The following is a 22,361-nucleotide window of genomic DNA, read 5'->3' on the forward strand; positions in this document are numbered from 1 at the left end:
CCGCCTCAATCCGCATCTGGCTTTATGCAGTGATGAGACTACGGCCCGGAGGGGCAAACTCCTGCTCTTCAGTCAGGCAAGATGTTCGACTCCCAAGCGCAACTGCGGGCTCGAAACAGCGCTTCGGTGGCGCGGGATGGGCGTCAGTCAATCTTGCCCACGGCCAGGCCCCCGCGGCGTCCGGCCAGGCCCCGCGTCAGAACCGTGCTTTAGCCTCTGCCAGAAGGGACCGGAGCCGGTCTGTCCAGGCGCCAAGGTTCTCGCCGGTCCGCGCGGAAACCCCGATGATCTCGGCTTTCGGATTTACAGTCGCGATGTTGGCGCGGCAGGCGGCCTCGTCAAAGCCGACATGCGGAGCTAGGTCCATCTTGTTGATGATCACAATGCCCACGGCGCGGAACATATGGGGGTACTTCAGCGGCTTGTCCTCGCCCTCGGTGGTCGAGATCACGGCGATCTTCATCGCCTCGCCCAAATCGAACATCGCGGGACACACGAGGTTGCCCACGTTCTCGATCAGAAGAAGCGAGCCAGGCGCGGGGTTCAGCGCGCGCGCCGCTTGGGCCACCATGTCGGCCTCAAGGTGGCAGCCCGCACCGGTGTTGACCTGAATGGCCGGAGCCCCGGCCGCGCGGATGCGATTGGCGTCGTTCGTGGTCATCTGGTCGCCTTCGATGACCGAGATCGCGACCTGACCTTTCAGCGCCTTGATTGTGGCTTCCAGAAGGGCGGTCTTGCCCGAACCGGGCGAGGACACGAAGTTCAGCGCCAGCACCTCACGGCCCTCGAACCAGCCCCGGTTGCGGGCGGCAATGGCATCATTCTTGCCAAGTATCGCTGCCTCCAGCGCCACGATCCGGGGTTCAGGGGCCGAGGCCTGCAGAGTCTCGTGGTCGTGGGAATGGTGATGTTCATGGGTATGGCCGTGGCTATGATCATGGTCGTGATCGTGCCCATGGCTATGGTGATGCGTATGACTGTGCGGGTGCCCGTGGTCATGCCCGTGATCGTGCCCGTGGTCATGCGCATGCAGGTGGTCATGCGGGAGGCCGTGGGCGTGGGCAAAGGCGTGCGCCTCGGCAAGCGTCTGGCCGGCATCGCGTATCTTTCGCGTCACGCCAGTTTCGACATCCGTCATCAAGACCTCGCTTTTCGGATCGGCACAGCCGCACACGCCACACATCAAGCATTCTCCCTGATTTCGAAATCCTTGACCGTGAAGGTATCCCCCTCGGCCTCGACAAAGCCGAGTATGGCCCCCGCCAGGCCCGTGTTCTCGGTCACGATGTCCCAGCAGAAGGCCAGCGCCCCCCGCTCGATACAGGCGCGCGGGCCAATGGCCACGCGCACCGTCTTGATGGGACGCCCGCGTGCATGTTCGGCCACGATGGCCGCAATGCTGCGGGCCATGCCAAGCTCATGCATGTGTGCGTCCCTTCTTCATCCGGGATTACCCGATCAGGATCGCGGCCCCGGCAAGGGCGCCCGTCGCGCCTGCCAGCCGCCGTGAGTTGAGGGCAAGCCCGCTGCCAAGCCGTTCCAGCATCAGGCCGAGCACGACCCCGACGGCGTGCAGAAGCGAGGTCGCAACCACGAAGCCTGCGGCGTAGCTCAGGAACGACCCGGCGCCGGCTCCCTCACCTGTCAGTTGTTTCCTCATGATCGTCCCTTTCCTGTTTTTGATAGGTTCAGCAAATTCTCGGCAATTGTTCGCCAACCAGCATGTCGACGATGCGCCCGCCGCCGAAGACGGTCTTCATCACCACAGTGCGCGGATGAGCCGCAGTGGCGCGCCCGATGATGCAGGCGCCGCTCCCGGCAGGGGTGGCGCGCATGGCGGCCAGCGCGGCCCCGGCCTGATCGGGGGGCACAAACAGCACCAGCGTGCCTTCGTTGGCCAGATAGAGCGGATCGAGGCCCAGGATCTCGCACACACCCTTCACTTCGGCGCGCAAGGGCAGATCGGCTTCCATGATCTCGATCGCCACGCCTGCCGCGTCGGCGATCTCGTTCAGCGCGGAGGCAAGCCCGCCGCGTGTGGCATCCCGTGCCGCCCGAACGCCCGGAGCGGCGGCCAGGACGGCCTCCATCAGGTGGTTGAGCGGTTGGCAATCGGATTGGATATGGGTGGTCAGCGCCATGTCACCGCGTGCGGCAAGGATCGCCGCGCCGTGGTCGCCCAGGACGCCGTTGACGATGGCGATGTCGCCGGGCTGCACCGAAGCGGCGATCAGGTTCCGCCCCGGCGGGATGACGCCCACGCCCGAGGTTGTGACGAATACTCCGTCGCCTGAACCTTTGCCGACAACCTTGGTGTCGCCGGTCACGATCCGCACCCCCGCCGCATCGGCCGCCGCCTGCATCGATGCGGCAATGCGGCGCAGCGTCGTGATGGCAACGCCTTCCTCAATGATGAAGGCAGCCGACAGCCAAAGGGGCCTTGCGCCCCCCACGGCAAGGTCGTTGACAGTGCCGCAGACCGCGATCGCGCCGATATCGCCGCCCGGAAACTCCATCGGCGAGACAACGAAGCTGTCGGTGGTGAAGGCCAGTTGCGCGCCGGGTTCCAGCAAGGCGGGGTGCATCAGGCGGGCCTGATCCTCCATTCCCGGAGGCGCGAAGACGGATGTGAACACATCCTCGATCAGATCGCGCATCGCCTTGCCGCCGCCGCCATGGGCCAGCGTGACCCGGTCGGCCACCACACGCCGGGCGGGACGCAAGCCTGCGTTCATACCGCCTCCTCCAGCCGAAGGCCGCCATACTGGAAGTACGCCGCGCATGCCCCTTCGGAACTGACCATCAGCGCCCCCAGCGGCATTTCCGGCGTGCAGCCCTTGCCGAACTGCGGGCAGGCATGCGGCTTGATCCGGCCCGTCATCACGTCGCCACAGCGACAGCCGTCGGGTTCTGCGACGGCACGGGGTCCAAGCCCATAGCCGATGCCGAACTTCACCTCGGCGTCGAAGGCCGCATATTTCGGCCGGATGCGCAGGCCGCTGGCGTCAATCTCTCCCAGGCCGCGCCATTCGAAACTGGGGCGCGGCTCGTAGACCTCGGCGCAGGCGGCGATGCTGACGGGGTTGCCATCATCGGGCACCACGCGGGAATACTGGTTTTCCACCTCGGCCCGTCCATCGCGGATCTGTTCCAGCACCATCAGCACCGATTGCAGCAGGTCCAGGGGTTCAAACCCCGCCACGACGATGGGCTTGCCATAGTCGCGCGCGATGAAATCGTAAGGATGAATGCCGATGACCATGGACACATGTCCGGGGCCGACAAAACCATCCAGCACCATATACGGATCATCCAGCAGCGCCTTGATCGGCGGCGGCACGGTGATGTGGTTGCAGAAGATCGAGAAATTGGTCTGGTTGTCCGCCGCAGCCTGAAGGACGGTCAGCGCGGTCGAGGGGGTTGTCGTCTCGAACCCAAGGCCAAAGAACACCACCTCGCGGTCAGGGTTCCGCCGAGCAAGTTCAAGCGCGTCCAGCGGCGAATAGACCATGCGGATGTCGGCCCCGTCCGCCTTGGCCTGGATCAGCGACTTCCGCCGCCCCGGCACCCGCATCGCGTCGCCAAAGGTGGTCATGATCACCCCGGGCCGTTCGGCGATTTCGACGCATTCGTCGATCCGGGTCATCGGCAGCACGCAGACCGGGCACCCTGGGCCGTGGATGAATTCGAGGCCCGGAGGCGTCAGCTTGTCGAGCCCATAGCGGAAGATCGCATGGGTGTGGCCGCCGCAGATTTCCATGATGTGGACGGGCTTGTCCTTGGTCGCCCCGATCTCATCTGTCACCCGGGCTATGGCGGCCAGCACCCCCCGCGCGGCGACAGGGTCGCGGAATTCGTCGGCGTATCTCATGATGCCAGCATCCGCTCGGAGGCGCGCATCGCCTCGATTTCCTCCTGCGCCTCGCCGAGTTGGCGCAGGATGTCGAGGGTCAGCGCCGCCTCCTGCTCGTTGATCCGGCTCATCGCAAAGCCGACATGGATCAGCGACCAGGCGCCGATCAGGTCCTCGATCGGTTCATCCTTCAGGATGCAGGCGACGTTGACCTGGCGGCGCACGCCCATCACCTCGACGATGGCGAGCTTTCGGCTGGCATCGGCGATTTCCACGATCTGTCCGGGGATGCCTAGGCACATGGGGTTTCTTCCGTTTGGGTGACGGCCAGGGCGATGAGCGCCTGACCAAGGGCCAGCCCGCCATCGTTGGCGGGAACTTTCGCATGGCTCAGAACATGCTTGCCGGATGCCTCAAGCCCCTGATGCACGAGGGCGAAGAGGGTGGCGTTCTGAAAGCAGCCGCCTGACAGGGCGATGGTGTCGATCTCGGTGTCCTTGGTGATCCGCTCGGCCATCTTCACGATGGCCATGGCCAGACCGCGATGGAACCGGGCGGCGATCACGCCAACCGGCGTTTCAAGGATCAGATCGCCCAGCATCGCGCGCCAGACGGCCAGCGGCTCGATATAGGGCATGCCGCGCCCCCCCATCAGGGGGATGGAGAACGGATAGGCGAGGTCATCGGGCTCCTCCATCGCAGCCGGGTCAATCGTCGCCTCGAACCGCATCGCGGCTTCGCCCTCATAACTCTGCGGGCCCCATGCCACGCCCGCGATCGCCGCCGCTGCATCGAAAAGCCTGCCGCAGGAGCTGGATAGCGGCGTATTCTGACCCTTGGCGATCATTGCATCCAGGGTTGCGCGGGGAATTCCCGACAAGCGCTGGTGTATCGGCAAAGCCTCGAAATTCATCGAAAACTCCGCCCAGCCCATCTGGGCCATCAGATGCGCATAGGCATTACGCCACGGCTCGCGAACCGCTGCCGCCCCACCCGGCAGGGCCACAGGCTTCAGGCTGCCCGCCCGCCGATACCCGCGATAATCGCAGACCAGAAACTCGCCGCCCCAGATCGTGCCATCATCGCCCAGCCCCGCGCCATCCATCGCGATGCCCAGAACCGGGCGCGCGTCCAGCGCGCGGCCATTCTCGGCCAGACAGGCGGCGATATGGGCGTGGTGGTGCTGCACGGCGACGACGGGGCGCCCCCCGGCGCGGGCGTAGCCGGCCTGGGTGGAGAGGTACTGCGGGTGGCTGTCCACCGCGATCACATCGGGCGCATGGTCGAAGAGGCGGGTATAAAGATCAAGGTTGCGCGCGGTATCGGCGTGGGTCGCGGCATCCTCAAGATCGCCCATGTGCTGCGACAGGATGGCCTGGCCTTCCTTGACCAGGCAGAAGGTATTTTTCACCTCGGACCCCATCGCCAGCACTTGCGCGTCCCGCGAAAACCCGGAAGGCAGGAGCAGACCGGCGGGCGCATAGCCCCGCGCGCGGCGCAGCAGACGGGGGCGGCCAAGGTCGACACGGACGACAGAATCGTCGATGCGATTGGCAATGTCGCGGTCATGCAGGCAGGCGAAATCGGCGATGCCCGCCAAACGCTCGCGGGTGTCGGCATTGGTGATGCACTGCGGCTGGCCCGAGGGGTTGCCAGAGGTCATCACCACCGGCCGCCCGATCCGGCGCAGGATCATGTGGTAGAAGGGCGTATAGGGCAGCATCACGCCCAGCCGGTCGAGGCCGGGGGCAATGCTGTCGGGCAGGCTGTTCGGCAGGGCGCGGAGGAGGACGATGGGCGCTGCGGGACTGGAAAGCGTGTCGGCCTCGACGTCCGACACCTCGGAGAAGCCGCGCACCACGTCCAGATCGCGCGCCATCAGGGCAAAGGCCTTGCCCTCGCGGCCCTTGCGGCGGCGAAGCTCGGCCACGGCCGCAGGATTGGTCGCATCGCAAGCCAGATGCACACCGCCAAGCCCCCGGATCGCCACGATATGGCCGTTCAGGATCATGCCCCCTGTGGCGTCGATATCGTCGAGCATCGAAAACGCCTCGTGCTGCACCGCCCCCGGCCCCAGCTTTTCGATCCATATCTGCGGGCCGCAGCGGCCGCAGGCCACCGGTTGCGCGTGGAAGCGGCGGTCGGCGGGGTTGCGATACTCGGCGTTGCAGGGCTGGCAGAGGTCGAAGGGGGCCATGGTCGTGTTGGCCCGGTCATAGGGAGCTGCGGTGACGATGGAAAAGCGCGGGCCGCAGTTCGTGCAATTGGTGAAGGGGTAACGATAGCGCCGCTCGAACGGGCTGCGTATCTCGGCAAGACAATCGGCGCAGGTGGCGGCATCGGGAGAGACCGAGCCGCGCATCTCGCCGCCTTCCGAGGCGACGATGTCAAAGCCTGTGGGCGCTTCGGCCTCCAAAGGCTCCACCCGCAGCTCCTCGATCCGCGCCAGGGCGGGCAGGCTGGCGTGCAGGCGGGCCGGGAAGGTCTCGACCGCCTCGCCCCAAAGGCGGATCACGACGCCCTCCGACGTGTTCTTCACATCGCCCGCAAGGCCCATCTCTTGCGCCAGACGCCAGACAGTGGGGCGGAAGCCCACGCCCTGCACCTGGCCTCGGACAATGACCTGCGTGCCGATCATGATGCTGCACGCCAGATCAAAACGCGGTTGTTGCCGCTGTCGGCCACCGCGACCGTGCTTCCAAGCGCCGAGAGGCCATAGGGCCAGCACAGGCTGTCGCGCATGGCCATGCCCCAGCGGTTGTCGCCCTTGGCGGCGAAATCGGGCTGGCCGGTCAGCCGGTCGGCATGGGCCCCCATGGCGGTATCGGAAAAGCCCAATATGCGTGAATTGGCCGTGTCGCCCACCACCAGCCGGTCGCCCAGCACCGCCAGCGCATAGGGCATGTTCATCGCCAGCGACGAGGGGTAGTAGGCCGCGCGGTTCAGGTCGCAATCCTGCATCGCGCCCTGGCCGAGCACCGCATCAGCAGGCTGGCCATTGGTCACGGGCAGTGCGGTCCAGATCATCACCCGGTTGTTGCCCGCATCGGCGACAGCAAGGCCGCCCTGCCAACCCACCGCCATATGCGGCCAGCGCATCGAGCGTGACGACACCGCCGCCCCCGCATTCTCGTCCCGGCAGGTAAAGCTGTCCTGCCCCAGAACCAGATCGGCGGGCTGGCCGGTGTGCTGAGGGTCCTCCCAGACCAGAACCCGACGGTTGCCGGTGTCGCACACGACCAGCCGCCCGGCGACCTCCGCTACGCCATAGGGCCAGTGCAGCGTGCTGGCGGTCGGCGCATCAGCCCTGCCATTGGCCAGCGCCCCGTCGGGCGTGGACTGCCCCAGGATGACATCGGCAGCGTCGTCCGGTCCGGTCGGCAGGCGCCGCCAGATCAGGACGCGATGGTTCCAGGGATCGGCGACCGCAAGTCCGCCGCGAAAAGCGGCGATCCCGGTGGGCACGTTCAGCGTGGCCGCCGTGACGGGCCCCTTGGCATTGCGCCCCTCGCGCCCGAATGCAGGCTGGCCGACCAGGATATCTGCGGGCGTGTCGTCCGCCTCGGGCACCTTCTGCCAGCCCAGCAGCCGGTGATGCCCGGTGTCGGCCACCCAGAACGAGCCGTTGGGGTGCAGGCATACCCCGCGCGGGCCGAACAGACGGTGTGCCGCGGGGGTGATGGGCTCGGCGAGCATTCCGCCATCGGTGCCAAGGATAACGCTCGCACCCCTGGGGTCGAGAAGGGCTGCGCCTTGGGTTGCCGTACCCTCGGCCTTGATCGGCGAAAAAGAGGGAGAAAGCGATACCCTCATGGCACCAGCCTGATCTGGATGCGGTTGCCGATCACCCGCACCGCATGGGCGTGCAGCCGCACTTCCGGTGCTGTCAGGCATTCGCCGCTTTCCAGCGCGTAGCGAAAGCCGTGGAAGGGGCAGGTCAGGATGCCGCCCTCCAGCGCGCCTTCGGTCATCTCGACGCCCATATGGGCGCAGGCGTTGCGAAAGCAGGTGACGTTATTGCCATGGCGCGAGACGATCACTGCCTCGCCCCCCACGATTTCAAAAAGGGTCGCCCCGTCGGGCAGGCGGGCAAGGTCCAGCGCATTGTGCCAGGCCCCTCCCAGGGTCTCGGCGAAGGGTGATGTGAAATGCACCGTATCCGCCCCGCCGCCGCCCAGACCCTTTGCCTGCCGCACGTCGGTGATCTCTGGCACCGCGTCCTGAATGGCCTTCTTGACACCGGCGTAGAAGGTCAGTTGCGAGGCCGGGCAGCCATCGCAGGCCCCCAGAAAGCGGATGTCGGCACGTGAGCCTTCGACGGAAGCCACCTCGGCATTGCCGCCATGGCTGGCCAGCATAGGGCGCACGGTTTCCAGCGCCGCTTCGACCCGTTCGAAGAGCGAGGGCTTCAGAATCCCGTGACGGCGCAGAACGGCATAGACCACCTCATCGCGCGCGGCCTCGACCAGGGCGGGGCCAAACCCCGGCTGAGCTTTCAGGCTGCGGAACAGACGGCGAAAGGCCTCTGCGTTCAGCGCGTCCAGCGCCTCGGCCTGCGCTTTCGCCCCCATGCGGGCAGAATCATCCCAATTCTCTGCCAGTGCCTCCAGCGCGCGCAGATCGCCAAGCAGCCGGTCAAGGCTGGGTGCATCCGAGGCGGGGGCCGACTCGTCTTTCATGGCCTATGCGTATTTTACGTCTTTGAGCAGGATCGGCTGCGCAAAACCCGCCACTGCCCCCGCCGCAATCGCCGCGAGCCATAGGGGCGCGAATTGGCCAAGCACAAGGCCCACAACCAGACCCGCGCCCATGCCTTTCGCCAGTTGACGGACCACCATGCGGTTGTCCTTGAAAAGCTTGCCCGCAAAGAACTGCTGTGCGGAATTCATCGCCATGCCAAACATCTGCGCCCCCCCTCAGATCAAGGCCAGAACAAGCACGGTCAGCACGACCGCCACGCTGCCCGAGATGATGCCGTAAAGCCCGCCCATATAGGCCGCGAGCTCCGCGCCAAGCGCGTCCTTGCCGATGCGGACGCCTGACAAGGCCCCGGCGCCAAGGGCAGCCGCGAGGCCGAGGATAAGAGAGAGAAGAATGATCACGCGTGCGGTTCCATTTCGGTCAGTGTCAGTGAATGTCTTGCCTGGCAAAGGGCGCATGGGGCGCCAGCGCCGAGGAAAATTCTGCAATCGCCTCGGCGACGGATCTGGCCTTTGCGGTCTCGCCGCGGGATTGGAAAATGCCTTGCGCCTCGCGCATCAGGGCAATCGCCTCCTGGACGTTGCGCGGGTTGCCCGCCTCCGGGTTTTCCAGATCATCGGGCAGGTTCGCCACGCAATTGGCCTTGTTGGCGATGGTGTTGGCGTAGGCTTCGGGCATGTCGCGCAGCGTGCGCACCTTCAGCGCCTCGTCATAGGCATCAAGCGCGCGCAGGTTGTTTTCAACACGATGTGAGGTGGAGACGTATTGCAGGGCATTGCCCAGATTGTTCTGCAGCATCGCATATTCGACCGGATGGTCGATCAGCGTCACCACCTTCAGCCCCTCTTCAAAGGCTTGCACTGCCAAAGCCTCGCGCATCTTGCCGCTTTCGTCGGTGAAGGGCATCGACATGAAGGCGGTGGCGAGGTTGTTTTGCAGGATGGCGAATTCCTTGGGGTAGGCGGCCCGGTCAAAGGTGCGCAGCGCCCGCTGATAGGCGCTGATGGCAGGCTGGATCGGCATCACGCCCCAGCCAGCCAGCGTCTGGCAGATCAGGCCAAGGTTCATCTCGGCCTCGGCAATTTCGGCATCCGAGCCTTCGGCGGTCAGCGTGGCAAGGGCGGTGGAGATTTCGATCTTCGCGGCCTTCATCGGGCCTTCATCCTCGGCCGGAACGGCCATCAGCGCGGTGGCCAGCCGCGCGCGGATGCGAGCGCCGCCCAAAGCCTCGCCCGCCGGCACCAGGGTCAATGCGCGGCGGTAAAGATCGACGGCGGCGTAAAGATCGGCCGGATCGCGCGGGGCCTGCTGCAGGCCCATCGCTATCTCCATCAGCATCTGCGCTTTGTCTGCGTCAGAGGCATCGGCGTCCTCCACCGCCATCAGGGCGGCGTCCACCTGTTGTTTCGTGCGGCTGCTTGCAGCCATTGCCGTCCTCCCAGCGCGAGTCGCTTCCGTCGCGTCTTTTGCGGATGCAGAAAATCACCTGATCAGTGAATTGTCTACTTTCTTTTTCAGATGACAATCATGTTTGCAGCTGTGGCGGCAGGACTGCGCAGAGCGCGCCGTCTTCGGATACCCACTTTGCAGGCAGATCCACCAGTTCCAGGCCAAGCAAACCCTGATCCTGAAACACATCCCGCGCCTGCGCGACCCGGTCGCCCGCCGCGTTGCGCAGCTTCAGCAAGCACCCACCGGCCGTCGCCTGATGCACCGGCAGGATCATCAGACGGCTCTCGCGGATCAGCACGATCACGGCATCGATGCCCCGAAAATAGGTGGCGACAACGTTGGCGGGAAGATAGACCGACCCATCGCGCAAGGAAACCACAGCGCTCATCTGGCCAGCCACTCGTCGATCAAGCCGCGCACCCGGTCCGTGACTGCAACGGCCGACGCTTCCACGGCGGGGCTGAGCGTCAGGCCAAGGTCGAGCCGTTCCGCCTCGATCAGCAGAACCACGACGGTGGCAGGAAAGGCTTCGCCATAGATGCGGTGCCCGGCATAAAGCGCATGATCCCAGCGGAAATCATGCAGGCCCGCTCCCCTGGCGGGCGGTGCGGCCACAACCTCCCCCGGCACCTCATAGATCGCGCCGGGTGACCCACCCTGCACCCGTGCATCCACGACCACCAGATGCGTGGCCCCCCGCGTGCGGTACAACGCGGTCATTCCGTCGGTGCCGACATCGAAAAGCCGCACCTCGGGCGGAAGGTCCGCCCCGCGCAAGAGGGCGATGACCCGCGGCCCCACCCCATCGTCGCTGCGGTTGGGGTTGCCGCAGCCCAGCACAACGATGTCAGGTTTCGTCAGATCCGCCACAGACGACATGACCATTCCGGTTCGACCGGCAGCATCAGTTCGGGCAGGTCGCAGAACCGGGCGTGAACCTTGTAATACATGCATGTCTCGCAGGGTTGCGGCATGTCTTCGGCCACGATGGTGTGGTCGGTAAAGCCGCCGATCACCAGCTTTTTCACCAGGTCGTCCCCCGCCTCGACCTGCAGGCGGCGCACGATGGCATTCACCTCTTCACTGGTGCCCGCACGCGGCCAGACCTCGGTTTCAAGGCCAGCCGCGAGCCGGGCGGCAATGTCCTGACGCAGGGTTTCCATCTCCATCTGATCCCCCTAGATCCGCCACAACCGGCACCACCAGTCTGCCTTGGCTGGAAGATTAAGCTCTGGCAGGTCGCACCAGCGCTTGTGCACCAGAAAATACATGCACTCCTGACAGCGCATCTGGTCCGGGCCGTAAGGCTCGAGCAGCCAGCCTGAAACCACCAGCTTCTCGCGCAGGGCGTCGGCATCCAGCGGGCGCAGCACGTCCAGTAGCCTGGAAAATTCCCGGTCTGTCTCCGGAAAGGGCTCCACCTGCGTTACCAGCCCATCGGCGAACATGTCTTCGATCATACGCAGCAGCGTGTCATGGCTGGCTTCGCCGGGTGTCACCCCATAGCGCGCAATGTAAGCCTGCGACTGAGCCGCCAGGCTTTCCTCCTTGTTCACGGCCTGTCCCTCCCCTGACATCAGTCCGCGGTGGCCGGATCATCCGGCCCGGCCACCGTCGCTTGCATCAGGCAGTTCGGAAGCGCGCCAGTTCCTCGCCGGTCTGGCCGTCATGGGCATGCACCGTGCAGACAAGGCAAGAGTCATAGGACCGGCAGACGTGGCCGACCTCGACCGGATCATGCTTGTTCTTGATCGGCGTGCCGATCAGCGCCTCCTCGATCGGGCCGCGCTGGCCATCTGCCGAACGGGGACCGACGTTCCAGGTGGTCGGCGCAATGATCTGGTAGTTCTTGATCTTGCCGTCCTTAACCTCGATCCAGTGGCAAAGCGCGCCCCGGATCGCCTCGGTCGCGCCCCAGCCCTTGCCGTCGCGCTCGGTCGGCTTGATGTACCATTCGTCGTTCAGCCGGAACTCGCGCAGGATGCGCTCGGCCTCACGGTAAAGGATGCAGAGCTCGTGCATCCGGGCGAAGTGGCGCAGCATGATCGAAGCGCCGCCCATCTTGCGGTACATGTCCAGCACCAGACCATCCGAATGCTGGAAGGCCTGCCCCGTGTTGTTGCCTGCGATCAGGCGACGGGCCAGCGGCCCTGCCTCCAGCGCGCCGCTCTCCGAATGGCGCACGGCGGTTCCCCAGGAATACTTGCCTTCAGGATCAACCTTGTTCTTGGAGATCGGCTTGGTCGTCCGGTCAAACGGATGCACCGCAGACGCGCCTTCGTCATACCAGGCGCGCGTGGTGTCTTCGCGGGTGAAGATATGCTCCATCGGGCCGAATTTGTCGGCGGCGCCGTCATAGGTGCCCGCCTTCATGATGACTGCACTGGACCGCCCGTCGATGGTGGGCTTGTTGTACCTGTCCTCATGCGGGAGGTATCCCCAGGTCACGAACTTTCCGTGCCCCTTGCCATAGTGCTGCAGGCCGATTTCCTTCGACATCCGCCAGAAGAGGCCAAGGTCTGAATTGGCATGCCTCGGGCTTTCCTCGAGCCAGGCCTCGAACTGCTCCAGCGTCTGGATTTCCTCGTAGCGCTCCATCGAGCAGCCGAGCCACAGCGGCTCGATCCAGTTCTGGCGGAAATGCTCCAGGATCGACCAAGCGCGCGTCACGTCGGTCAGGGTCGGGGCGCACATGACGCCGCCCGGCACCATGAAAGACGAATGCGGCCACTGCCCGCCCAGAAGCGCATAGATTTCAACAGGCCGACCCGAGATCGTCACGCCGGCCTCATAGGACGTGCCGGTAAAGGGCGAATAGCGCTTGACCGCCTCGGCGTAGAAGGGGCTCGCGGCGTAGTTTTCGTTGGTGTAGTCGATCATGAACAGACCGTAGTGGTGGCGCGGCAGCGATTGCAGCGACTCCACGATCTGGCCAAGGTTGCGGGCAAGGATCGCGTTGCGAGGCACCGTGGTGCCCCAGGCCGTGTCCAGCGCCCAGGCGGCGCAGGTCAGGTGCGACGCACCGCAGATGCCGCAGGCGCGGGGCGTGACGACAAGGCCTGCCTGCGGGTCTTTGTCTTTCAGGATCACCTCGAACCCGCGGAAGAGTTCCGCATGGGTCCAGGCGTTGGTGACGACGCCGCCTTCGATTTCCACCCGCACGTCCAGATCGCCTTCGACCCGGCCCACAGGAGAGATGTCGAGCGTCTCGACGGTTGCTGCTGTTGCTGACATGTATTTTCTCCCTGTTCGCGGATCAGACCACGAAGATGTCTTCTTCGGCCCAGGCAGGGGCCATTCCCTTGGCGGCGGCGGTCAGCTTGATGTAGCCGACCTTGTCGACACCCGTCGGCATGTCCTTGGGCACGCCCATCACCGTCTGCGTCTTGAACACCGTGCCGGGATTCAGGTCGAAGAACGGGAATTCGGGCTCGGTGCACCCAAGGCAGGGCATCCCGGCGCGGGTCTTGGACGAGTGGCGGTTCCACAGGATGCGGTTGCAGGGGCTGTGCGTCATCGGACCACGGCAGCCGAGGTCGTAGAACAGGCACCCCTTGCGCTGGCCGAATGCGGTCGTGGAAACCTTGTAGGCAAAGTGCATGTTGCGCGTGCAGCCGGTCTGGGTGAAGGACGAAAAGAACGTCTTCGGACGGTGGAACTCGTCCAGCGTCAGATCGCCGGCGCGGCCTGTCGCCACGGCGACGAGGATCTGCGTCACCCAGTCGGGGTGTGCCGGGCAGCCCGGAATGTTGATGACCGGCAGGCCCGATTTCGCTTTGAACCCCGCCCCCAGCGAGCCGCCCTTGGCGCGCTTGAGGAACTGCATGCCCACGCTTTCCGACGGGTTGGGCGCCATGGCCGGGATGCCGCCATAGGTCGCGCAATCGCCGATGGCCACGACGAAATCGGCAGCATCCGACAGCTCCTTGACCCACTCCTTCATCGGGCGGCCACAAAAGCGGTTCCATTCCCCGGTGCCGTTGGGCGCGTTGATCACCGTGCCTTCGAACACGAAGATGTCCAGCTTGATCTCGCCCGAGATGCATTTCTGCAGGATCGTCTTGACGTTGTCGCCAAGCTCCAGCCCCAGCGAGGGCTGCCACAGGATGTTGATGCCGAAATCCGTCACCAGATCGCAGGCGCTCGGTTCCTCGGCGTTCAGGAACGACATCGTGTTCCCCGAACATGCCCCGCCCTGCAGCCACAGTAGATTAGCCATTGGTCCCTCCCCGTTCAGTAGACCCGGCACCCTTCGGGATGCGGGCTGTCTGGACACCGCTCGGCTCATGACCGATCAGCACTGGCCTGATGCTAGGGGCAAAATCCGACCGTGGGAAATCAACTTGAAATCGCAGACGCAGTTTGTTTTGCAACAGAGTGCAAACTGAAAAGAAAGTTGCCAGCGCGATTTGCAAAGCGGCTTTGCAGCCGGTCTCAGCATTTGCCGCCACACACCGGGCAGCGCGCCTCGCCGAAATGGCTGTACCAGATGCCCTCGCAGCGGTCGCACCAATGGCCCCTGGGGCTGGGCGCCACGGGGCCGAGGGCCCTGGACAACGCCGTAAGGCCAAGGTTGCGCGGAGGTTCCGGGGCCCTGGCCGGGCGCGTCCGGGGGCCAGGGAATTGCAGGACCACCGATTTTTGAGGCTGCTCTGTCATCCCCGACGCCCTCGTGTGATGTCATACCGCTTGATCTTGTTGGCCAGCCCCACCCGCGACAAGCCAAGATCGATGGCTACCTTGCTCTGGTTCCAGTTGCTGCGATCCAGTGCCTGCAACACGATCGCGCGTTCAAGGCTTTCCACCATGTCCTTCAGGCTGTCGCCCGTGGGCGCAAACCCGCCTGCTCCCGCTTCATGGATCGGCGTGGACGAGATCTTGTCCGACAGGTGCCGCAGGGCGATGTAGCCGCCCTGTTCGGCCACCGCGACCATGCGTTGCACTTCGGTTTCCAGCTCGCGCACGTTGCCGGGAAAAGGATAGGCCTCCAGGTGCTTGAGCGCATCGGTCGTCACCCCCAGAACGCGCCGCCCGACGACGCCTGCATATTTCTCGACGAAGAACCGCGTGAGCACCGGAATGTCCTCCGGACGGTCCGCGAGCGCCGGCACATTCAACTGAAACCCGCGCAAACGGTAGTAAAGGTCGCGGCGGAAGGTGCCCTGTTCGACCATCTTCTCGACGGACCTGTTGGAGGCCGCGATGATGCGGACATTGCTGTAGAGCATGGTGTCCGATCCCAGCGGCTTCACCTCGCCCTCTTGCAGGAACCGCAGCAGAGCCACCTGAAACTGCGGCGAAATCTCTGAGACTTCGTCCAGGAACACAGTCCCGCCATCCGCCGCGCGGAACAGGCCCAGCCGGTCCGAGATCGCCCCCGGGAATGCCCCCTGCACATGCCCGAACAGCTCGGAGTGCAGCATGTTCTCGGCGATGCCGCCGCAGTTCTGCACCAGCATCGGCGATTTGCGCCGGCCGGAGTTGAAGTGGATCGCGCGGGCCAGAAGTTCCTTGCCGGTGCCGGTATCCCCCTGGATCAGCACCGGCATGTTCGTCTTGGCGGCCATCTGCGCCTCGTTAGCCAGATCGGCCATTCGGGCGCTGACGAACACCAGGCGTTCGAACTGCGAATAGCCGCCCTGCACCGATCCGTCCGCCGCTGTCTGGAAGATGTCCTCATCCAGCGACAGCTTCAACTCGCGGCTCAGTATCCGGTGCCGCCGCGCCAGTTCCGCCTGTTCCAGCGCGCGTTTGGCAATGACGCCCAGTTGCGCGGGATCCAGCGGCTTGAACAGGAACACGAAGGCCGCCGTTCGGTTCGCAAGCTCGAAGCCCTGCGGCGTCCGGGCAGGGTCGAACACCACGATCCGGGCGCAGGAGGTATGGGCCAGCCGCGAATGGATCAGCGCGGATTCGTCGACTTCGGTCCCGTCGCCGCAATCATGCAGAAACAGGTTGACCAGAACCTCGTCCATCCGCCGGATCGCCGTGCGGTCATCGTCGCAATAGATCAGCCGATAGCCATCCGCCTCGCTGAGGGCCGCTGACGCCGCCGCAATCACGGCCGCATCGGTTGATTTCACGAGGATGGTTTGAACGATGCTCAATTGGACCGGGTTCCATCGGTCAGCGGCGTCAACTTTCGCCCTCTTGCGAAGCAGGTTTACACACTGCATGCTTTGCTTTCAAGCCAGTTGAAGCAATCCGTATCGGTTCTCTCTTGGCAGGCATCGGCGTACCCTCAATGGCGAGGGGCCTGATGCCCCGGGGGACTGACCCAAACGAAAACGCCAAACTCTCCAGAACCGGCCGGAGATTGATCGAAGCCCCGGCCGGCATCAACTCGAAATGGTGGCCGGAATGAATCGGAATCCGCACCCTTGACGAACGCCACCTTGCCGGCGATGCCCAACTCCATCTCAGAAGGCCTTTCTCGGCAGGACTCGTGGCGGGGTTCGTGGCGGGATTCGTGGCGGGATTCGTGGCACGAGTTGGCCAGCGAGAAGCTTCTTGGCCAGCATGCAGTGGATGCCCTTGGAGCCGTTCACCGTCTGCGTCACGCGCAGATCGGCCGCGAGCGAGCACAGCGTGTAGGCATCCTCCCGCGACAGCCCGGCGAGCTCCCCGATCAGGCTGATCATGTCACGTAGCGCCATCTCGGCGCAGCGGTCGAGATCGGGGTCCATGCCCATGGTCATGTAGTGCGTCGGCGTCTCCGCACGCGGATAGGTGAAGCCCAGATCTTCGCGCAGGATGAAGGTGAAGCGCCCCTGCAGCGCGGTTTCGATGGCGGTGACGCAGACCTCGCCGTCGCCTTGGGCAGCATGGCCGTCGCCGCAGGAGAACAGCCCGCCCTCCACGAAGACCGGCAGGAAGATGGTGGCGCCGGCGATCATCTCCTTGTTGTCGATGTTGCCGCCGAACGCCCGAGGCACGATCGATGTGACCCGGCCCCAGGATGGCGGCGGGGCGGTGCCCATCACCCCGAAGAAGGGGGCCAGTTCAAGTTCCGTGCCCCAGGGCAGGCGGCTCGTGCGAGCGTTGAGGTCGATCGGAATGTGCAGAAGCCGGAAGTCGTGGAAATCGCTTTGCAGCGTCCCTGCGAGCGGCCTGATGATGTTGTAGCCCCAGTCCTGCCTGAGCTGCACATCCTCGATGCGCACCTCCAGCACATGGCCAGGCCTGGCACCCTCGATGGCAATGGGTCCGGTCAGGATGTGGCCCGGAAGGGTCTTTTCAGCGTTGGCATGCACATCCGCCACCTCCGGCGGCGAGGTGAAGCCGGATCCCGCCGGCGGATGCACTTCCGGCGCGCCCGTCACGGTGTCTACGATCACGCTGTCGCCGCTGCTGATCGTCAGCTTCGGCTTGAGGCCGGCATCGAAGAAGCCCCAGTGGCAGGTCGCGCCGCTGGCCCTGAGGTGGTGGTGTGTCATGGGTTCATTCCGTTGGAGAGAAGGGCTTCAGGGCGCGGCAGGGCGGTCGACAGGTGCGGCGGCGGCCGCGCGCCGGAGGCGTGAGGCAAGGGCAGTGTTCAATTGGATACAGTGAACTCTGTCGCCGAGAATCATGCACAACCAGGCGCACTCATGCCGGCTCCCGTTGACGCATGGGAACTTGCGACGTATCTCGGCTGCACTCCTGACACGATCGGGGCGCCCCCGGCAAGGCCGGGCCACCTTTCCCGCGCGGGCGCGGCAACGGGCGCGGCAATACGAGATGCAACAAGGCATTGAACCATGGCGACACGCGGCGTTTCGGTCACGAACAATCTCAGGGAAGCGCTGCTCGGCGGCAAGTATGCCGGCGGCGCGCGGCTCAACGAGGTCGATCTCGCCGTCAGCCTCGCCGTCTCGCGCACGCCCATCCGCTCCGCGCTCTCCACGCTTGCGGCCGAGGGTCTGCTGGAATACCGGCCGAACAGCGGCTATGCCGTCAAAGCCTTCGCCGCCAAGGACATTGACGGCATCTATGCCGTGCGCGCCACGCTGGAAGGCCTGGGCGCGCGCCTCGTCGCGCAGCAGGGCTTGTCCGACGCGCACCGGGGCCTGTTGCACAAGGCCCTCACCGACAGCGGGGAACTGCTGGCAGCGCCCGACTGGACCGACGAGGTGCGCGACCGCTGGCGGCGCCTCAACGATCGCTATCACAGCACGCTGATCGAGGCCTCCGGCAACAGCCATCTGGCCATGATGCTCAGCAAGTCCCGCGCCATCCCATTGCTCAACCAGCTCAGGTTGCGCTGGTTCGATCTCGAGACGATCGCCCGCGCCCATGATGACCACAACCAAATCTTCCTGGCCATCACCGCCGGCCAGGCGGTCAGGGCTGAAAGCCTTGCGGCGGAGCATGTCTATCGCTCGGGCCAGCGCGTCATCGAACACTGGCGCAAGATGGAGACGCGCAAGCCGCTCGCCGCGGTGAAGGCGCGCGCGGCCTGAGCGCACGCCCGAAACAGCCAGATGTGGTCGCTTCGGAAACGCGATGATCTGGTCCGGCAGCTTTCGGCGCCGCAGTCACGTCCGGCCGGCGCTCGCGCCCGGGCGTTGCCTCCCCGAAGGCATCGGAGGCGCTCGGCAGGGTTGCTTCCGCGAAGGGTCGCTCCGCAAGCTGGATCGGGACCGGAAGGCCATCCGGCCTGAACCCGAATGGCGCCACGATCGCGGGCATGCCGGTGAGACTGAAGGCCATGGTTAGGTTCGGCCTGTCGAGAGTGCCCCGGTGCGGGACGGCGTCGATCCGCAGTTCCTCGGCAAGCATGTGGCGCCTTTCAGCGCCACGTCGATCCCGGCCATGGCAGCGCTCATCCCGGCGAAGCCAGCCTGTCGAGACAGCGCTGGCCGAACTTCGCGGCGTTCCGGAGCTTCATACCCTCTCAGGAGGCGCCCCGGTCCACCGCCAAGATGAACAAGCCGGCCGCATCGGCGCAGCACGCTGATCCTCAATCCGGGCCTAAAGAATCCAGCTTGACTGCGCCTCCACGAAACCGGCCGCAGGGCAAGCGCATAGTGCTGCGATTGAGGTGGTGACGCGGAACGTCCGCATTCATTCCGAAGTGTTGACCGCTCGCAGAACCGGAGTGGTCTGTGCGGACTTGCGGTTGCGTTCAGGCCCCTCGTCATTCCGCGTTTTTGAGGACATCGCCTCCAGCAATTGCCTGTTCGACGCCTCCAGCATCGCGGCATGATCGACGCGCCGGCCCATCTCTTCGCGTAGTTGTTCGCTCATGCGCATGAGCAACTCGTTTTTCGAAATCAGTCCGGATTGCCTGATTTCGCTGTCCTGGAGCTTTTTCTCAATAGCCGAAAGCATTGTGATCAACTGCTGCTCGCGCTCCTCGGATTCGGTCAGGCGTATCTGCAGTTCCCGCGTTGCATGCGCGTGGCGCAAGTCCAGCGCACCCGCCTGCGCACCCAGCTTGGCGCCGGTCTCCCGTGCAGCCACGAGCTTTTCTGTCAGATCGGCGTTTATCTGCTCCTGGCGTTCCACATCAGCGTGCGCGCCAGACAGAGACGATCGCAGCTCTGCGGACTCGCGCAGCAGGCTCTGGAACAAGCTGGCCTGCTCGAGTGCTTTCTGCTTGAGCGAATTGTTCTCCTCCTTGAAGCGGACGACGCGGGTTTCGGCGGAGCCAAGCTTCCGGAGCAGCTCGTTATTCTCGCCCTGGATCGTTTTCATCTGGCTTTCAAGCTGTATGATCTGCGACTGGGCCTGCTGGACCTTCGCAGCCGCGACCCGCAGATCCTCATCCAGCTTATGGGCCAACGGACGATAATGCTTCAATTCCGCATCGATCTCCGCAGCCGAATGCACTGCACTTTCACGGCCTTTGACGGCATGCGCCAGTTCGGTTTCCAAAACGCCCTTCTGCGCCATCAACCGTTTGACCTGAGGCTGCAGCGTTGCGACCCTCGTGCGCAGAAGGTCTAGACTGCCGGCAATGTCAGACCACCGCGAGAATTCGCAGCTAATGTCCACGGACTGCTGTGCGACGCTCGACACCAGGCTTTCGAGTTCGGACTCGATCGGCGGAACGACCACCGAGCACTCCTGATCATCAGCAACAGAATACGACTCAACATCCTGACCCTTCAGACCAGCCGGATGCGCGACGCTCTTGTTGGCCTTCTGTCCTCGCAGATTGAACATGGGTTGCCTCATCCTGTGATCTGGTTAACTGCCCAAAATGCGCTTGTCGCAGGTTCGGGGATGCTGCGTCCTTTGGCATGGCGTCCGGTCATCCATATCTGTCAGACCAATACCAGATACATTTCTACTCTTGGCGTCATGATTCGTCCATGGATGTGCGGCTCTTTTCAGAGTGAATTTTCAGTTAAGACACGCGCTGAGCCCCCCTCATGATTTTCTCCGGATGAGTCTGGCGCTGTTTTGGCAGATCACGGGGATTGAGGCGACAGCAGCAGTTCTGGCAGCAGGTCGGCGACTTACGGGCGAAGGCCTGGATGGGAACGGCGCGCACGCGCGGCAGCGGCGGCAGCGGCGGCCGAGCACGAGGCCTTTTGCGAGGCCCGACATCGCCGACGAGCGCCTGAACGCGCTTCCACGCGCCGGCAGCGCCCGTGGCGGCGGGCCATGCTGGTGGATGCCCACCCTGCGCTTCGCTCGACGTCGATGAACACCAACCGGTCGGGATCGAGGCCGAGCTGGTCCTCGAACCATTCTTCACGCCGGGTAAGGACGTCGGGGCGGTCCTGCTCGGTGGCGTGCGCGGTCTTTTTTTGTGCGTGATGGCGTGCCGGGGGAAGAAGCGCTGGATCGTGCCGAAGCCGAAGGCGAGACCCTGCCGCGCCAGGCTCGCGCGAACTTCTAACCATCCGGCGAGGGGCGGAGGTACGGTTGGTTAGGCGGCCCTTCTGAGGGCCATCTGTGATGCGCTCCAGTTCCAGGGCAGGAGGTCCGTCAGCCTGCTTTGCGGCATGGCAGCGATGCGGGCGAGAACGTCGGCATGCCGGCCCGGCGCTATCTCAATGGTTCGCCCGAAATGGTCGCGCTGGACTCCTATCTTCGCGACGGGGCGGTCGGCATGGTGATCGAGTCGCCCGGCGTCCGTCCCTGAGCCAACGCGGGGACCCGCGCGCCCGACAGGATGGACATGATGGGCTTGTCCACGATGTGATTCGCGAGTTCTTTGTCGACCTCGCCTGGGGAATTCCGGTCTTCATCGGCGCAGTCATCATGTTTGGAACGTGGATCGTGCGGCGCACCATGGCGCCGCTTCGGACCGTGGCGGAGGCAGCGGCCGGCATTTCCCCGAAGAACCCCGCCGTGCGGTTGCCAACCACGAACGTGCCGAGCGAGGTAATCCCCGTTGTTGTTGCAACGAACGCAGCGCTCGCCAGGCTTCAGGAGGCTTACGTGCAGCAGCAGCGGTTCATTGCAAACGCCGCCCATGAGTTGCGTACGCCGGTTGCGGTATTCCGGGCCGGGCTGGAGCGCCTGCCTCCATCATCCGAGCGCATTGCGCTGCTCGCGGATGTGGAACGGCTGGCGCGGCTGACCGCCCAGTTGCTGGATCTGGCGCGAGCCGAGCGCGCGGGCGACGAAGGCACCTCGGATGCAGTGGCTGTGACGCGAGATGTCGCGGCGCAGTTGGCCCCTCTGGCGGCTGGACGCGGCGTGACGCTCGCGATCGAAGGGGACGCCGTGATGCCGGTGCGCGGCGGTGCCGAGCATGTGACACCGATCCTGCGCAATCTCGTCGAGAACGCGATCCACCATGCGCCCGAGGGGTCCGAGGTCGTGATCGGATTCAGCGCGAATTCGCGGCTCATCTCCGTTGCGGACGCCGGGCCCGGCGTTCCCCCTGATATGCGCGAGGCGATCTTCGAGCGTTTCGTACGCGGCACATGGACCACGGCGCAGGGCAGCGGGCTCGGTCTATCCGTCGCCCGCGAGGCGGGAGCGCGGATCGGCGCGGAGATCCGACTTGAACCGGCAAGCGGCGGAGCGCGTTTCATCGTCGACTTTCAGCCTGCGTGATCTGACAGCCCGATTTGAAAATAGTTGATCGATTGGAGTGCGCCCCTGTCGCTGGACAGGATCAGGCTGCGGGAGATGTCGTAGCGCTTCGCGAGACCGTGCAGCGTCTCGCCGGAGAGATACTCTTGCACAAGCTGGCGTTTGAATTCGGTGCTGTGGGTGCGGTGTCGGGCCTTGGCTTCCATCCTTCGGAAAACCGGTCCCCGGGTCAATTCCTGGCCGGCACACTGTCCGCTCCGAGGGGCGCACTCCAAACGCAGGCGAAAACGCGCCAGCTGGACCCCCCAGACTCTGATCGATATTCTCAAACCGTCACGCCGTTAACTTGGATTCGGGGCCCTGGGCCGGGAATCGC

24 protein-coding genes and 2 pseudogenes are annotated in these 22,361 nt (G+C 64.7%); 3 read left to right on the forward strand and 23 right to left on the reverse strand.

What is annotated here, in order from left to right; translation table 11 throughout:
* Positions 1-196 precede the first annotated feature (196 nt).
* The 20 genes from hypB to HEQ16_17865 form a co-directional block, all read right to left on the reverse strand.
* A complete protein-coding gene (gene hypB, locus HEQ16_17770; GenBank protein MCO4055855.1) occupies positions 197-1,183 on the reverse strand; it encodes a hydrogenase nickel incorporation protein HypB in 987 nt (328 codons plus the stop codon).
* Positions 1,183-1,425: a hydrogenase maturation nickel metallochaperone HypA gene (locus HEQ16_17775; protein MCO4055856.1), complete on the reverse strand. Its 243-nt coding sequence runs from the start codon at positions 1,423-1,425 to the stop codon at positions 1,183-1,185. The genes hypB and HEQ16_17775 overlap by 1 nt, the downstream gene beginning before the upstream one ends.
* Positions 1,426-1,450: 25 nt before the next feature.
* Positions 1,451-1,660, reverse strand: a complete 210-nt coding sequence (locus HEQ16_17780) for a hypothetical protein (GenBank protein MCO4055857.1) — start codon at positions 1,658-1,660, stop codon at positions 1,451-1,453.
* A 28-nt stretch (positions 1,661-1,688) separates the two neighbouring features.
* Entirely contained in the window at positions 1,689-2,735 is a 1,047-nt protein-coding gene (hypE, locus tag HEQ16_17785; GenBank protein ID MCO4055858.1) for a hydrogenase expression/formation protein HypE, read from the reverse strand.
* Positions 2,732-3,871, reverse strand: coding sequence for a hydrogenase formation protein HypD (hypD, locus tag HEQ16_17790; protein ID MCO4055859.1), 1,140 nt, complete (start codon positions 3,869-3,871; stop codon positions 2,732-2,734). Before hypD ends, hypE begins: the two co-directional genes overlap by 4 nt.
* Positions 3,868-4,155 (reverse strand): HypC/HybG/HupF family hydrogenase formation chaperone, encoded by a 288-nt coding sequence (gene hypC, locus HEQ16_17795; GenBank protein MCO4055860.1) that lies wholly within the window; start codon positions 4,153-4,155, stop codon positions 3,868-3,870. The genes hypD and hypC overlap by 4 nt, the downstream gene beginning before the upstream one ends.
* Positions 4,146-6,491, reverse strand: a complete 2,346-nt coding sequence (hypF, locus tag HEQ16_17800; protein MCO4055861.1) for a carbamoyltransferase HypF — start codon at positions 6,489-6,491, stop codon at positions 4,146-4,148. Before hypF ends, hypC begins: the two co-directional genes overlap by 10 nt.
* Positions 6,488-7,666 (reverse strand): hypothetical protein, encoded by a 1,179-nt coding sequence (locus HEQ16_17805; protein ID MCO4055862.1) that lies wholly within the window; start codon positions 7,664-7,666, stop codon positions 6,488-6,490. The genes hypF and HEQ16_17805 overlap by 4 nt, the downstream gene beginning before the upstream one ends.
* Positions 7,663-8,532 (reverse strand): Rieske 2Fe-2S domain-containing protein, encoded by an 870-nt coding sequence (locus HEQ16_17810; protein MCO4055863.1) that lies wholly within the window; start codon positions 8,530-8,532, stop codon positions 7,663-7,665. The genes HEQ16_17805 and HEQ16_17810 overlap by 4 nt, the downstream gene beginning before the upstream one ends.
* A gap of 3 nt (positions 8,533-8,535) precedes the next feature.
* Complete coding sequence (locus HEQ16_17815; GenBank protein ID MCO4055864.1) at positions 8,536-8,757, reverse strand: hypothetical protein; 222 nt, start codon at positions 8,755-8,757, stop codon at positions 8,536-8,538.
* Between the two features lie 12 nt (positions 8,758-8,769).
* Positions 8,770-8,955, reverse strand: a complete 186-nt coding sequence (locus HEQ16_17820) for a hypothetical protein (protein MCO4055865.1) — start codon at positions 8,953-8,955, stop codon at positions 8,770-8,772.
* A 25-nt stretch (positions 8,956-8,980) separates the two neighbouring features.
* Entirely contained in the window at positions 8,981-9,982 is a 1,002-nt protein-coding gene (locus tag HEQ16_17825; protein MCO4055866.1) for a hypothetical protein, read from the reverse strand.
* A 97-nt stretch (positions 9,983-10,079) separates the two neighbouring features.
* Positions 10,080-10,394: a hypothetical protein gene (locus HEQ16_17830; protein MCO4055867.1), complete on the reverse strand. Its 315-nt coding sequence runs from the start codon at positions 10,392-10,394 to the stop codon at positions 10,080-10,082.
* Positions 10,391-10,885 (reverse strand): hydrogenase maturation protease, encoded by a 495-nt coding sequence (locus HEQ16_17835; GenBank protein MCO4055868.1) that lies wholly within the window; start codon positions 10,883-10,885, stop codon positions 10,391-10,393. Before HEQ16_17835 ends, HEQ16_17830 begins: the two co-directional genes overlap by 4 nt.
* A complete protein-coding gene (locus tag HEQ16_17840) occupies positions 10,864-11,175 on the reverse strand; it encodes a hypothetical protein (protein ID MCO4055869.1) in 312 nt (103 codons plus the stop codon). Before HEQ16_17840 ends, HEQ16_17835 begins: the two co-directional genes overlap by 22 nt.
* A 9-nt stretch (positions 11,176-11,184) precedes the next feature.
* Positions 11,185-11,466 carry a hypothetical protein gene (locus HEQ16_17845; GenBank protein ID MCO4055870.1) on the reverse strand — a complete coding sequence of 94 codons (282 nt, stop codon included), beginning with the start codon at positions 11,464-11,466 and terminating at the stop codon, positions 11,185-11,187.
* Between the two features lie 163 nt (positions 11,467-11,629).
* Positions 11,630-13,240 carry a nickel-dependent hydrogenase large subunit gene (locus tag HEQ16_17850; GenBank protein MCO4055871.1) on the reverse strand — a complete coding sequence of 537 codons (1,611 nt, stop codon included), beginning with the start codon at positions 13,238-13,240 and terminating at the stop codon, positions 11,630-11,632.
* Positions 13,241-13,262: 22 nt separating this feature from the next.
* Positions 13,263-14,225 carry a hydrogenase gene (locus tag HEQ16_17855; GenBank protein ID MCO4055872.1) on the reverse strand — a complete coding sequence of 321 codons (963 nt, stop codon included), beginning with the start codon at positions 14,223-14,225 and terminating at the stop codon, positions 13,263-13,265.
* 436 nt (positions 14,226-14,661) lie between these two features.
* A complete protein-coding gene (locus tag HEQ16_17860) occupies positions 14,662-16,182 on the reverse strand; it encodes a sigma-54-dependent Fis family transcriptional regulator (protein ID MCO4055873.1) in 1,521 nt (506 codons plus the stop codon).
* Between the two features lie 243 nt (positions 16,183-16,425).
* On the reverse strand, positions 16,426-17,442 hold the full coding sequence (locus HEQ16_17865) for an acetamidase/formamidase family protein (protein MCO4055874.1): 1,017 nt from the start codon (positions 17,440-17,442) through the stop codon (positions 16,426-16,428).
* A gap of 303 nt (positions 17,443-17,745) precedes the next feature.
* Here HEQ16_17865 and HEQ16_17870 point away from each other — a divergent pair, with 303 nt between their 5' ends.
* Entirely contained in the window at positions 17,746-18,447 is a 702-nt protein-coding gene (locus HEQ16_17870) for a GntR family transcriptional regulator (protein ID MCO4055875.1), read from the forward strand.
* A gap of 604 nt (positions 18,448-19,051) precedes the next feature.
* On the opposite strand, the gene HEQ16_17875 is transcribed toward HEQ16_17870, so the two are convergent.
* Both HEQ16_17875 and HEQ16_17880 read right to left on the reverse strand, forming a co-directional pair.
* Positions 19,052-20,155, reverse strand: coding sequence for a hypothetical protein (locus HEQ16_17875; GenBank protein ID MCO4055876.1), 1,104 nt, complete (start codon positions 20,153-20,155; stop codon positions 19,052-19,054).
* A 422-nt stretch (positions 20,156-20,577) separates the two neighbouring features.
* Positions 20,578-20,834, reverse strand: a pseudogene (locus HEQ16_17880) (IS630 family transposase).
* A gap of 102 nt (positions 20,835-20,936) precedes the next feature.
* Here HEQ16_17880 and HEQ16_17885 point away from each other — a divergent pair.
* Positions 20,937-21,083 (forward strand): hypothetical protein, encoded by a 147-nt coding sequence (locus HEQ16_17885; protein ID MCO4055877.1) that lies wholly within the window; start codon positions 20,937-20,939, stop codon positions 21,081-21,083.
* 56 nt (positions 21,084-21,139) lie between these two features.
* A complete protein-coding gene (locus HEQ16_17890) occupies positions 21,140-22,006 on the forward strand; it encodes a hypothetical protein (GenBank protein ID MCO4055878.1) in 867 nt (288 codons plus the stop codon).
* Positions 22,007-22,065: 59 nt separating this feature from the next.
* On the opposite strand, the pseudogene HEQ16_17895 reads toward HEQ16_17890, so the two are convergent.
* Positions 22,066-22,191, reverse strand: a pseudogene (locus HEQ16_17895) (helix-turn-helix domain-containing protein).
* Positions 22,192-22,361: the final 170 nt, after the last annotated feature.

The organism is Bosea sp. (in: a-proteobacteria) (assembly GCA_023910605.1).
Lineage (GTDB): Bacteria > Pseudomonadota > Alphaproteobacteria > Rhizobiales > Beijerinckiaceae > Allobosea.